This is a genomic window from Oscillibacter sp. CU971, from assembly GCF_905219725.1.
Classification (GTDB): Bacteria; Bacillota; Clostridia; order Oscillospirales; family Oscillospiraceae; genus Oscillibacter.
The window spans coordinates 1-12,187 of the sequence record NZ_CAJMXG010000083.1 but is presented as its reverse complement, the minus strand read 5'-3'; the positions used below and the strand labels follow the sequence as shown (position 1 = coordinate 12,187).

The following is a 12,187-nucleotide window of genomic DNA, read 5'->3' as shown; positions in this document are numbered from 1 at the left end:
ATTGAGATAGGCCCGCCCGGTCCCCCGTTTGCTTCCCCCCAGGGGGAAGTACAGGCATTCCCGGAGGAAGGAGGTCAGGGTGATGTGCCACCGCTTCCAGAATTCCCCCACGGAGAGGCTCCGGTAGGGAGAATCAAAGTTCACCGGGAGGCGGAGGCCAAAGAGGCGGGCGCACCCGGCGGCAATGTCGCAGTAGCCGGAGAAGTCGAAGTACAGTTGCAGGGTGTAGCCTAAAATCACCAGCCAGCCGCCGGGGGCGGAAAGCTCGTCCAGGCGCGCCCAGCCATTGCCCACCACAATGCCCAGGTTGTCCGCCAGCAGCACCTTTTTCGCCNTGCCGGAGGCGATGGCGTACAGGGCGGCGGCAAAGTCCCGTCCGTCGGGGCGGAGGAACTTCTCCCCGTGAAGCTGGGGAAAGAATGCCTGGGGCTTTAAAATCGGCCCGGAGACCACGGAGGGGAAAAAGAAAGCGTAGAGGGGCAGATCCTCCCGCTCCGGGCGGAAGCCGCCGGTATAGGCCNCCTTCAAAAGCCAGAGCTGCTGGAAGGTAAAAAAGCTGAGGCCCAGGGGAACCCAGCCGGGGGACAGGCGTCCCCCGGTGACAAAGCCGGTGTACTNAAAGACCGCCAGCACGCCGGTGTGCCAGGCCGCCGCCAGATAGAGGCAGCGCCGCCGCCGGGCGGCGGTCCGGGGATAGGCGCGGGCGGCGGGGCCGTCCCCTTCCGGCTGGATGCGGACGTCCGGCATGGTGAGATACCGGACAGCGGCGGCGGACACCGCCATCCCCAAAACCAGCACCAGCAGCGCGGCCCAGCCGCCCCCAATGATATAGAAAATCAGACAGGCCAGGGTCAGGCACTCCGCCGCGATGCGCCGGTCCCACCGGGCCAATCCCAGGCAGACGGCGGTGGCGGCGGCGAGGAAGGCCAGGAAACCAAACGATTGAAAATTCATTTTTCCGGCTGTCTGGAAAGGGCGGTGAGCCGGGCGTCGGTGGTGCTGAGGACCTGGGTCAGGCTCTGGCAGCGCCCCGGATAGGCGGCGTTGATGGCCGGGGACGAGAGGTCCGGGAACTCCGCCTTTTTGGCCTGGAGCTCCCGCAGGGCGGCGGCGTANCGGGCCTCGGAGAGCTTCNGGTCCGCGTCGGCCAGCCCCAGGCCGCAGGTGCTGGGGTCCAGGGCGAAATAGCCCTCNTTGGCCCCGGAGGANCGGTAGAGGTGCCGGTAGAGCNGGTAGACGGCGCTGCCAAGGTAGGCGGCGGCGGCGTTGATGAGCGTTTTGTCCCCCATCTTGCCCAGAAGCTCAAAAAGGACCCCCACCGCGCCGGAGAGGAGCTTGCTCTGAAGGGTGGCCAAAACGCTGCCCCGGAGGGTGCTTTTCGGCTCGGCGGCGTCCAGGATGTCNTGCTCNGTCAGCATGTTCCCCTCCCGGGAGAGGGTGCGGCCCAGGATGAAGTCGGCGGACACGCCGTAGTAGTCGCAGGCCCGGACGACAAAGCGGAGGCCCGGCTCCCGGATGCCGTTTTCATAATGGGACAGGAGGGCCTGGGAGATGCCCAGTTCCCCGGCGGCGGCCCGCTGGCTGACGCCCTTCTCCTGCCGCAGCAGAGACAAGGTGCGGGAAAACTCTGAACTCATAAGTCGGACGCTCCTTTGGTTTGTTCTCAATTACGCAACGTATAGTTTACCAAACGCNTTACGAGATGTAAAGATATTTTTGGCCGAAAAAAATCCCCCGCCCCGGCGTTCCAGGGCGGGGAGAGGCTTACTCGTAAAGTTCCTCGTCGGCGTAGTCGTCGTATTCGGAGCTGAATCTCTGGCTCAGGCGTTTTTTCATGCCGCAGTATCCCACGCTGAGATCGTGCCAGCCGCCGATCAGCAGGCAGACAAAAGCGGCGAAGGCCAGGCTGGCGCCGATGATCTTCATGACCATGCTCGCGGTTTCGCTCATAGCAGCTTCCTCCTAATGATCCAAAATTGAATCTATTATACACCGTCCGCTCCCCTTTTACAAGGGGGGATTTTGCGCCGGAATTTCTATCCGCATTTTGCCGCAGATCCGCCCCTGCAAAAGAAAATTTCGGGGCGGGCATCTCCTTTTACAGAAAAGTGGAAGAAAGGGCTNGACAAACCGATCAACTTCGTGTATCTTATATATGTTCTGTTTCGGACGATTAGCTCAGCTGGCTAGAGCACCTGCTTGACGTGCAGGGGGTCACAGGTTCGAGTCCTGTATCGTCCACCAAAAACTCCTAGAGCCACAAAGGTTCTAGGAGTTTTTTAGCATTCATGCCTTTTTGACTTGTTAGTAACGCGTTAGTAACCGTGAGCGCAAGAATGGTTTATCAAAAGGGAGGGCAAAGGCCCTCCCTCTCTCACATTACCACATACTCATAGTACCGGGCCAGCTTCTCCCCGCCCTGGTTTCGGGCGTCCTTGTCCTCAAGGAACGCCTTCGCCATATAGACTCGGCCTTTTCCGCCGCCTTGGCGTAGCCAGAGTAGATCGTGTTCATCGCAAGGAATCCATGGTAGCCGCTCTGTACATGCGCGGCATTCTGCGGAGCCCCGGTGGCCGCGAATTGCAGCCTGTTCAACTGCGGGGTCCTTTTTCGCAGACAAAAATTTATTGTGCGGCAAATGAAAAACTTTTTCCCGATCTGTAATACTTTCCCCTTCCCCGCCGTTTACTCAGTGAATCGGCGCCAATTCAACAAAAAGGAGGAGGGCTTTTATGCTTGCGATCTGCCTGGCCATGCTGGAAACCGAACAGGACCAGCGGCGGTTTACGCGGCTTTTTGAGGCTCATGAGAAGAAAATCTACGCGGTGGTCCTCCGTATCCTGGGGGACCCCACCCGGGCGGAGGACGCCGCCCAGCAGACCTGGCTTAAGCTGGTGCAGAACTGGGACCGGGTTTCCGCCCTGCCCTGGGGGGAGACGGAGGGCTACACCGTCACCGTGGCCAAAAACTGCGCCCTGGACATCCTCCGCGCGGAGCGGAAAACCGTCGCCTTTCCCGAGGACTGGGACCCGCCCGCCCAGGAGGAGCGCCAGGAGGAGTACGACTATCTCGTCTCCCTCATCCGCNCCCTGCCGGAGAACTACCGGCGGATTTTGGAGNTCAAGCTGGTGGAGGAGCAGACCAACCGGGAGATCGCCCGGCGGCTGGGGATGAACGAGTCCACGGTGGCCGTCCGGGTTATGCGGGGCCGGACCATGCTGAAAGAACGCCTGGAAAAGGAGGGATATGCGTATGACGCAGTTTGACATGCTTTTGCGCCGGGCGCTGATGGACNCGAACCTGGCGCAGTATGNACGGGCCCTCCAAAGCGTGGAGGACAAGGAGCCGGACTTCTCCCCCCGCTACCTCCGGGAGCGGATGCGCCTNCTGGCGGACCCCCAGGGCTGGGGGCGGCAGGCCCGGCCCGGAGGCCGGAGACGGCTGAACTGGCGGCTCGTCGCCATCGTGGCGGCGCTGCTGCTTCTCTCCGCCTGCGCCGCAGCCGCGGTTACGGGACAGTTCTCTCAGTGGTTCCCCCGGCTNGGGATGGACCCGGAGGCCCCNGAGGTNTCCGAGGAGGTTTTGAGCCGCACAGGCACGGCCATCGAACAGAGCCAGACCGTGGGGGATACCACGGTAACCCTCCACGCCGCCGTGTGGAACGGGAGTGATCTGTGGGTGTCCATGGACATCGAGANCCCGAACNTCCCGGAGGAAGTCCAGCAGTACACCCCCCTCTATATGGCGGACTGCCGTTTCTTCCTGCGGGACGACCAGTGGGAAGAGTATACGAGAAACCGGGTGAAACAATCCATCGCCGCCATGGACGCGTCCCCGGAACAGATAGAGGCGGATATCCAAGCCGAGCTGGACAAGGGACAGCCGGGCTTTGGGAGCTTCCTCATGCCGCAGGAGCGGGAGGGGAACACCCTCAAGTTTCAGGAGAACACGTTTTTGGAAGCCGATTGGTTCACGGAGACCAAGCGGCCGGAGCTGACGCTGCATATAGAGCGCGTAGGCACCTACGTGAACGACAGTGAAGGCCAGGCAAGCGTAAACCCNTTCAAGGATATCCACCCGGGCGTGGTCTTTGTCGAGGGGCCCTTTGACCTGACCTTCACCCTGGAGGAGCCGATCCGGCCCATCCGTTACGAGGGGGCCGGCGTCGAGATGGTGCTCACAGACATCCCCCTCCGGTTTACCGGGTTCGAGCTTTCCGCCACGGAGCTGTCCGCCGACTACGCGGCCGTGAACCCGGAGGATCTGCCCGAGCCCGGCCCGGATCTTTCTCCGGAGGAGAATGACCGGCGCTTTCAAGCGACCGTGGCAGTCTGCCGCGCGGTTCAAGACAGNGTGCTGGGCCTCTGGACGGAGGACGGAAAGTATGTGGACCTCTCAAATTCGGAGTCCAGCGGAAGCGGTGGCTACGCAAGCCGCCGCTATCCCTACCCCATAGACCCCGCCACGGTGGCGGCGGTGGACATCGCCGGGGTCCGGGTGGAGCTGGGCGGACTGGAGCGGACGGCGGGGCCGGTGCTCTGAAAAATTTTTCCTAAATTTCAAATCCGTGAAATACTATGCCCTCCNCCTCCGTTTAGGTAGCAGAACGGAGCGGGGAGGGCATTCCCTTTCCGCCGAAAAAGAAAGGAAGGTATCCTCATGAAAAACAGAATCGCGTNCTTTACCGGCGGCTTTTTCGCCGCCCTGGCCCTGTCCCTCTGCCTGACCACCGCCCTGGCGGCCTCCGGCAAGGTGAGCTACAATTTTGCCAACGTCTCCATGGACGGGACGCAGAAAATCACGGCGGGGCAGGACATCACCGCCGCCAACGGGCAGAAAATCCCCGGCTCCATCCTCTACACCGACGCGGCGGGAGGCAAAACCAACTATCTGCCCATCCGCACCATCAGCGAACTGCTGGGCACGGAGATTGGCTATGACTCCGCAAGCAAGACGGTTCTGCTGGGCAAGCAGCCCGCCGCTGAACCCGCCCCCGAGGAAAATGTTATTGACCTCCGCACGCCCAAGACGGTGCCCGAGAACCCCCGCCGGGGCGACGTGGACCTCATCAAGAGCCGGGGCGGCACCATCCTGCCGGACGACGACCCGAACTCTTACCGGGGAAACGAGAAGATGTTCAAGAATAAAGACGGGGAGCTTTGGTATGAGTACCTGGTGGGAAACGACAGCGCCTTGGATGACCAGAACAAAAAGCTGGCGGAGCAATACCTGGTGAACGGAGACTACCCGAAGAACAAAAAGGGAGAGAGCTACGGCCTCTGGCAGCTGGCCTATTACGTGGGTTATGAGCCGGACTTGCAGAAGCAGTTGGACGGATACATCCGGGCGGCGGAACGGCAGGCGGCGGCGGACAAACTGAACGGCTTGTCCAAAGAGGAATGCCCCCATGAGTATACCTATTTTCTCTATGACCAGGAGGGCGAGGTCCTCCGTGAGCAAACGGACCCCTGCCAGGGCCACTTCGAGGGTATGACCATGGAGGAGGTCATGCGGGCCGTGGAGGAAGGCAGACTGTGGTAAGCGGCTTTTTTTGCCGGAACCCATTTCAGACGGCTGGAGCTGGATGTTCCCCTGCCCCATCGACCCCGCCGCGGAAAAGAGCGCGGCGGTTTNCAAGGAGCTTTCCCGGCAGGCCGGAATTCTCAACAGCCTCATTAACCGCTTCCGCATTCAATAAGACCCAAAAACAGGGAAGGCGCGCCTGGCGTGCCCTCCCTGTTTTTTGAAAAAAGACGTTTTCTCAGCCCTTGCACACGGGGACGATCCAGCCCTTGGTATCGGGAATCTTGCCCCACTGCATGCCGGTCATGGTGTCGTAGAGCTTCTGGGTGACGGGGCCGATTTTCCCGTCGTTGATGAAGACCTTGTCCTCCTTCCAGTCCAGCTCCTTCACCGGGGAGACCACGGCGGCGGNGCCGGTGCCGAAGACCTCNTCCAGCTTGCCCTCGCGGCCCGCCTTCATCACGTCCGCGATGGCCAGGGGGCCNTCAATGACCTCATAGCCCCAGTCCCTGAGAAGCTCGATGCAGCTGCGCCGGGTGACGCCGGGGAGCACCGTGCCNGTGCAGGCGGCGNTGTAGATTTTCCCGTCGATTTTGAAGAGGATGTTCATGCTGCCCACTTCTTCGACGTACTTCTTTTCCACGCCGTCCAGCCACAGCACCTGGGCGAAGCCCTTCCGCTCCGCCTCCTCGCCGGCCTTGATGGACGCGGCGTAGNTGCCGCCGCNCTTNGTGAAGCCCGTCAGGCCCGGGGCGGCCCGGATGTACTCGTCCTCCACGTAGATGCGCACCGGGTCAATGCCCTCGGCGTAGTAGGCGCCGGAGGGGGCGCAAATGACGCAGAAGGTGTAGTGCTTGCTGGCGTGGACGCCGAGGCCCACGTCGGTGGCGAAGACGAAGGGGCGGATATACAGGGAGGTGCCGTCGGAATGGGGCACCCAGTCCTTTTCCAGCTCCACCAGGGTCTTCACGGCCTGGACGAAGTCCTCCACGGGGACCTGGGGGATGCACATGCGGTCGGAGGAATCCTGCATCCGCTGGGCGTTGCACTCCGGGCGGAAGAGCTGAATGACGTTGTCCACGGAGCGGTAGGCCTTCATGCCCTCGAAAAGCTCCTGAGCGTAGTGGAAGACCACGGTGGCCGGGTCCATGGGGATGGGCGCGTAGGGCACGATGCGGGGGTCGTGCCAGCCCCGGCCGTCGGTATAGTCCATCAGGAACATATGGTCCGAAAAGATCTTGCCGAAGCCCAGCTTGCTCTCGTTGGCGGGCTTGGCCTTGGGGGCGGGGTTTTTCGTGATTTTGATATCCAGCATTGCGAACACTCTCCTGTTTTCCGTAATGGGAGCTGNGCTCCCCTGCCGGGCGGGGCCCGGNTTTTTGCTTTAAATGATTATATGCTTGCCCGGGGGCAAAGTCAATGGTTTTTCCCTAAGGAGACATGCGGGGGAAGCGGGCTCCGGCCCGCTTCCCCCTGCTTGGTCTTGTTAGGCGGGCTTCCCGCACTCCAGCCCGCGTTTCAGAGCCTCCAGGTTCAGCGGGACCAGCTTGGCCTTCTTCCCGGTGAAAATCTCCGCAATCATGGTTTCAATGGTCTCCNGCTTCAGCGCCCCCGTGGCGGCCACGTAGGCCCCCAGCATTACCATGTTGGCGACCTTGGGGTTTCCCAGCTCCGAGGCGATTTCGTCGCAGGGGACGTAGACCGCCGTCACGTCCTCCCGGCTTACCTTGTCGGNGATGANGCTGCTGTTGACGAACACNGTGNCCCCGGGGGCCACCCGGCTTTCAAACTTCGCCAGAGCCGCCCGGTTCATGGCCACCACCTCGCTGGGCCGCTCCACCAGGGGCGCGCCGATGCGCTCGTCGCTGATGATTACCGTGCAGTTGGCGGTGCCGCCCCGCATCTCGGGACCGTAGGAGGGAACCCAGGACGCTTCCAGGTCCTCCGCCACGGCGGCCTCCACCAGGTTCTTCCCGNTGGACATGACGCCCTGGCCGCCGAAGCCGGACAGAATCACTTCCTTTTTCATATCACGTCGCCTCCGTATCCTTGATAACGCCCAGGGGATAGTAAGCGGCCATATGCTCCATCAGCCATTGGTTGGCCTCGTNGATCTCCATGCCNCAGTTGGTGGGACAGGCCGCCAGCACCTCCACAAAGGTGAAGCCGTCCCCGGCCATCTNGCGCTNGNAGNCCTTTTTCAGGGCCTTTTTCGTCTTGTTCAGGTGGGGGATGTCCGTGACGCAGACCCGCTCGGCGTAGACGCAGCCGTCCAGGGTGGAGAGCATCTCGGCAACCCGGATGGGCATGCCCGCCTGTTCCTTGGTGCGGCCCAGGGGGGCGGTGGTGGCCCGCTGGCCGATGAGGGTGGTGGGGGCCATTTGCCCGCCGGTCATGCCGTAGATGGCGTTGTTGATAAAGATGGTGGTGAATTTCTCCCCCCGCATGGCGGCGTGGACAATCTCCGCCGCGCCGATGGAGGCCAGGTCCCCGTCCCCCTGATAGGTGAAGACGGGCTGGGTGGGATGGGTGCGCTTGACGGCGGTGGCCACCGCCGGGGCCCGTCCGTGGGCCGCCTCGATGGTGTCGAAGGAAAAGTAGTTCCCGGCGAAGACGGCGCAGCCCACGGGGCAGACGCCGATGGCCGTCCCCAGGGCGTCCATCTCTTCCAGAATCTCGCCGATGAGCTTATGTACGATGCCGTGGGCGCAGCCGGGGCAGTAATGGAGCTCCGTGTCCTGGAGGCCCTTGGTCTTCCGGTAAATCGTCGTCATGTCACTTGACCTCCTTCCAGGCTTCCTGGACCGCCCGCTCCACCTCGGACACGCCGGGGATCTTGCCGCCGCAGCGGCCGTAGAACTTCACGGGCTTCCGCTCCGCAACCGCCAGGTTCACGTCGTCCAGCATCTGCCCCAGGCTCATCTCCACCGTCAGGAAACCCTTCACCCGGTCCAGGTCGGCAATCTCCCGCAGCCGGGCATAGGGATAGGGCCACAGGGTAATGGGGCGGANCACGCCGGCCTTGATCCCCTGCCGTCGCAGNTTCTCCGCCGCCGTCTGGGCCACCCGGGAGGGGGTGCCGTAGGCAACCAGGACCATCTCCGCGTCGTCCAGCAGGATCTCCTCCCAGCGGCATTCGTTCTTCTCCATCTCCAGGACCTTCTTGTGCAGCTCCAGGTTGTGGGCCTCGCAGGAGGGGGCGTCGATGAGCAGGGAGGTGATGAAGTTATTATGGTCCCGGTTTCCCCGGCCNCAGGCGGCCCAGGTTTTNTCCGGGAGCGTTNTCGGGGTCCGCTCCTTCCAGACGATGGGCTCCATCATCTGGCCGATGAGGCCGTCCGCCNGGAGCACCACGGGATTGCGGTACTGGTCGGCGATGTCAAAGGCCTCCTGGGTCAAATCCACCGCCTCCTGGATGTTGGCGGGGGCCAGGACCACGGTGCGGTAATCGCCGTTGCCGCCGCCCCGGGTGGCCTGGAAATAATCTCCCTGGGCGGGCTGGATGGACCCGAGGCCCGGGCCGCCCCGCATGACGTTGACGATCACAGCGGGCAGCTGGCAGGCCGCCAGATAGCTGATGCCCTCCTGCTTGAGGCTCACGCCGGGGGAAGAGGAGGAGGTCATGGCCCGCACGCCGGAGGCCGCCGCGCCGTATACCATGTTGACGGCGGCCAGCTCCGACTCCGCCTGGACGAAGACGCCCCCCGACTGGGGCATGTGGAGGGACATGTACNCGGGAATCNCGTTCTGGGGGGTGATGGGATAGCCGAAGAAGCAGCGGCAGCCCGCCCGGATGGCGGCCTCAGCGATGGCCTCGCTGCNCTTCCAGATTTCTCGTTTCATGGGACCGGCTCCTTTCAGTCTTTTTCGATGGTGATGATGGAATCGGGGNANATCTTCGCGCAGCTGACGCAGCCGATGCAGGCGGCTTCGTCCGTGCAGGACGCCGGGTGGTAGCCCTTCACGTTGGTGCCGCCCTCCAGGGCCAGAATGTGCTTAGGACAGGCGGTGACGCAGAGCCCGCAGCCCTTGCAGCGGTCCTGGCGGAAGGTGAGGTGGATTGNCATGGCGCAAAATCTCCTTTCCTCTATATAAATTGCCAATTTTATTCCCAGGGTTTCTTCATCCGAATCTCCATGGGGAAGGGGTCCAGGTCCTTCAGCGCTTCTAGGAACCGGGCTTCCGCCGCATGACAGGCCACCGGAATCCCCGTCAGGCGGGAAACCTCCTCCGCCAGGGCCGCGCCCTCCCGGATATCCTCCGCTGTGGTTTCGCCGCAGAGGTGGGTGTTGTTCACAAGGCCNGTACAGGCAAGGCCCGTCACCGTCTCGATGGCCCGGAGGACTTCCGCGCTGCGCTCCGCCGTGCGGACCTCGGGGCGGGCGGCGTTGACCACATAGAGGAGGCGGTAGTCCTCCTTCACAATCCTGGGCCGGTAGCGGGCCAGCACCCGGGCCCCGGAGGGGTCGCCGCCGATGTCCAGCACCCCCCGGACCGTCCGGTCCTCCAGCAGGGCGTGGAGCTCCGCCGGGAGGGCGGGCACGTCCGCGTCCGCCAGGGCCTGGGACGTGGCGATGAGCCGGACGCCCGCCGCCTCCAGCAGCTCCCGGCGCTCCCGGCTGCGGAAGTAGGGGTTTACAATGTCCAGATCCGCCAGGGCCGTCCGCTCCCCCGCCTCCGCCAGGGCCAGGGCCAGGTTCACGGAAAATTCGGTCTTTCCCGTGCCGTAGTGCCCGGTGACCAGGGTCAGGCGGTGGGGAAAGCGCTCCAGGACGGTCAAGAGGACCCCTCCTTCCAGGAAATCGCGCGCAAGTTGTCTGGTATTTTCCCACGTTGTATGATGTNATTTTATACTAAATTACATAGGCTGTCAAGAGCCTTCTTGTTTTTTCCGGCAAAAGGCGGTATAGTACTCTTACAGTAAATTTCTGATGAACGCAACACGTGCCCGGCGGGTCCGCCGGAGGATGGAGGAGTCTACATGGAAGGCAAACGCGCCAAGCTGTCCGAGCAGACGGCGGACCGGCTTTATGAGTGGATTGTGGAGGAGCGCCGCTATCCCCCCGGCAGCAAGCTGCCCAACGAAAACGAGCTCAGCGGGGCCATGGGGGTCAGCCGCACCACCCTGCGGGAGGCCATCTCCTTTTTGGTTGCCCAGGGGGTGCTGGACATCCGCCGGGGAAAGGGCACCTTTGTGGCGGAGAGCCTCCCCGCCCCGGGGATGGACTTAACCGCCCTGGCGGGGGTCCGCTCCCGGGTCCGGGCCAAGGACCTTTTTGAGATGCGGCTGATTTTTGAGCCCGCCACCGTGGCCCTGGCCTGCCGGCGGGCCAGCGACGAGGAGCTGGAGCAGATCCGCAAAAAGGCGGAGCGGGTGGAGCGCATCGCCGCCGAGGGGGGCAACTGGCCCCTGGCGGACCAGGAGTTCCACTGGGCNATCATCAAGGCCTCCCACAACGAGTATATGCGGCGGCTGTACCCCATCATCAACAGCGCCGTGGATGAGATTCTGCAAATCTCCCCCAGCCGCCAGCGAATGCAGGACATCGCCCTGGGGGATAACCGGACCATTTTGGCCTTCCTCCTCAAGCGGGACGAGGAGGGGGCCCGCTGCGCCATGAGCATCCATATGAAGCATTTGATCAACACCCTCCAGGACTGAGGCTGTCCCCCGGACGGGGACAAGATCGCCAAAACGTTCGTCAAAATAGATAAAGAAGACGTCGAAAAATTGTCGGTTTTGATGTTTGCGGTTCCGGGTTTTACCAATTCCTTTTGGCAAAACCCACAATTACCCGGGGACCATTCACAAATTGTCCACAAATTTGTTCAAACCCTCTTAACAAATGGCTGGGGAGGGTGTATAATGCGTTCGCAAGCTGGGGTTCTTTCAGGACTCCCGGGAAGGGGGCGCCCCCTTCCGCGCCGTTTCCTCTTGGAAACGGCGGGCCCAACGGATGAAGCGGAGGATGGTATGGAGAGAACCCCCCAGGAGTGCTTTGAGAAGCTGCTGAACGCCTATTCCCACAACTACGACCTCACGAAGGACGTGGAGACGGAGGAGGGCNGTTCCTTCCCCGCCATGGCCCACTACTTCCTCCGGGATGAGCATTACCTGGTCCGGCGGGATAAGCAGTTCTACGCCACGGAGCAGCACGACTACACCTATTTCCATGTGGCGGACCACCTGGACGCCGCCGGGGCCAAGGCCCTGACGGAGCGGACCCTCAANGCGGGCCTGGCCGCCATCCGCCCCCACAAGGAGCATATGAGCTCCTTCGTCACCCTGGTGGTTCTGGCGGAGACCATCGACCCGGAGGCGAAGAAGGTCTTGAAGANGACCCGCTTCCACAAAAACTANCGNCTGGCGCTCCATGGCTGGATGGAGTTTCATATAGCAGCAATGGAATGTTCCACGCGGAGCTTTCTCTCCAATCCAGCCGGGAGGGGGGCCCGCAAGNCCCTGGAGGCCAATTTCGCCTCCAAATGAACCTGGGGGATTTCCCCCGCAAACGAGACTCATGAAAGAGGGAGAGTGTTTTCATGAACGGATTAGTACTTCTCATCATCAGCGTCGCTGTGCTGCTCGCCGGCTATGTGCTCTATGGCCGCTGGCTGTGCAAGCAGTGGGGCGTCGGCGAGCTTGACAAGCCCACCCCTGCCC

At 62.5% G+C, this 12,187-nt stretch carries 12 protein-coding genes and 1 tRNA gene; 4 read left to right on the top strand and 9 right to left on the bottom strand.

The window, feature by feature from the left end; all coding sequences use genetic code 11:
• From JX325_RS07640 to JX325_RS07630, 3 genes are all read right to left on the bottom strand, one after another.
• Window positions 1-954: MBOAT family protein (locus tag JX325_RS07640; RefSeq protein WP_204790566.1), on the bottom strand; the 954-nt coding region annotated here is incomplete at its 3' end.
• Window positions 951-1,637 carry a helix-turn-helix domain-containing protein gene (locus tag JX325_RS07635; RefSeq protein WP_204790564.1) on the bottom strand — a complete coding sequence of 229 codons (687 nt, stop codon included), beginning with the start codon at window positions 1,635-1,637 and terminating at the stop codon, window positions 951-953. The genes JX325_RS07635 and JX325_RS07640, both read right to left, overlap by 4 nt.
• 127 nt (window positions 1,638-1,764) lie before the next feature.
• Window positions 1,765-1,950, bottom strand: a complete 186-nt coding sequence (locus JX325_RS07630) for a hypothetical protein (protein WP_204790562.1) — start codon at window positions 1,948-1,950, stop codon at window positions 1,765-1,767.
• Between the two features lie 217 nt (window positions 1,951-2,167).
• On the opposite strand from JX325_RS07630, the gene JX325_RS07625 reads away from it, so the two are divergent.
• Both JX325_RS07625 and JX325_RS07620 read left to right on the top strand, forming a co-directional pair.
• Window positions 2,168-2,244, top strand: a tRNA-Val gene (locus tag JX325_RS07625).
• Window positions 2,245-2,732: 488 nt separating this feature from the next.
• Window positions 2,733-3,266, top strand: a complete 534-nt coding sequence (locus JX325_RS07620; RefSeq protein ID WP_204790561.1) for an RNA polymerase sigma factor — start codon at window positions 2,733-2,735, stop codon at window positions 3,264-3,266.
• Between the two features lie 2,495 nt (window positions 3,267-5,761).
• Here JX325_RS07620 and JX325_RS07610 read toward each other — a convergent pair.
• The 6 genes from JX325_RS07610 to JX325_RS07590 all read right to left on the bottom strand — a co-directional run bounded on the left by JX325_RS07610 (window position 5,762) and on the right by JX325_RS07590 (window position 10,303).
• Window positions 5,762-6,838, bottom strand: a complete 1,077-nt coding sequence (locus JX325_RS07610) for a branched-chain amino acid aminotransferase (protein ID WP_204790559.1) — start codon at window positions 6,836-6,838, stop codon at window positions 5,762-5,764.
• A 171-nt stretch (window positions 6,839-7,009) separates the two neighbouring features.
• Window positions 7,010-7,552 carry a 2-oxoacid:acceptor oxidoreductase family protein gene (locus JX325_RS07605; protein ID WP_204790558.1) on the bottom strand — a complete coding sequence of 181 codons (543 nt, stop codon included), beginning with the start codon at window positions 7,550-7,552 and terminating at the stop codon, window positions 7,010-7,012.
• A 1-nt stretch (window position 7,553) separates the two neighbouring features.
• A complete protein-coding gene (locus tag JX325_RS07600; protein ID WP_204790556.1) occupies window positions 7,554-8,297 on the bottom strand; it encodes a thiamine pyrophosphate-dependent enzyme in 744 nt (247 codons plus the stop codon).
• Window position 8,298: 1 nt separating this feature from the next.
• Complete coding sequence (gene vorB, locus JX325_RS07595; protein WP_204790554.1) at window positions 8,299-9,366, bottom strand: 3-methyl-2-oxobutanoate dehydrogenase subunit VorB; 1,068 nt, start codon at window positions 9,364-9,366, stop codon at window positions 8,299-8,301.
• Between the two features lie 14 nt (window positions 9,367-9,380).
• Complete coding sequence (locus tag JX325_RS18060) at window positions 9,381-9,590, bottom strand: 4Fe-4S binding protein (protein WP_243413981.1); 210 nt, start codon at window positions 9,588-9,590, stop codon at window positions 9,381-9,383.
• A 38-nt stretch (window positions 9,591-9,628) separates the two neighbouring features.
• Window positions 9,629-10,303, bottom strand: coding sequence for a hypothetical protein (locus tag JX325_RS07590; RefSeq protein ID WP_204790553.1), 675 nt, complete (start codon window positions 10,301-10,303; stop codon window positions 9,629-9,631).
• Between the two features lie 201 nt (window positions 10,304-10,504).
• Here JX325_RS07590 and JX325_RS07585 point away from each other — a divergent pair, with 201 nt between their 5' ends.
• Together JX325_RS07585 and JX325_RS07580 are read left to right on the top strand one after the other, a co-directional pair.
• Window positions 10,505-11,185, top strand: coding sequence for a FadR/GntR family transcriptional regulator (locus tag JX325_RS07585; RefSeq protein ID WP_204790551.1), 681 nt, complete (start codon window positions 10,505-10,507; stop codon window positions 11,183-11,185).
• Between the two features lie 312 nt (window positions 11,186-11,497).
• Window positions 11,498-12,013, top strand: coding sequence for a hypothetical protein (locus JX325_RS07580; protein ID WP_204790550.1), 516 nt, complete (start codon window positions 11,498-11,500; stop codon window positions 12,011-12,013).
• Window positions 12,014-12,187 lie beyond the last annotated feature (174 nt).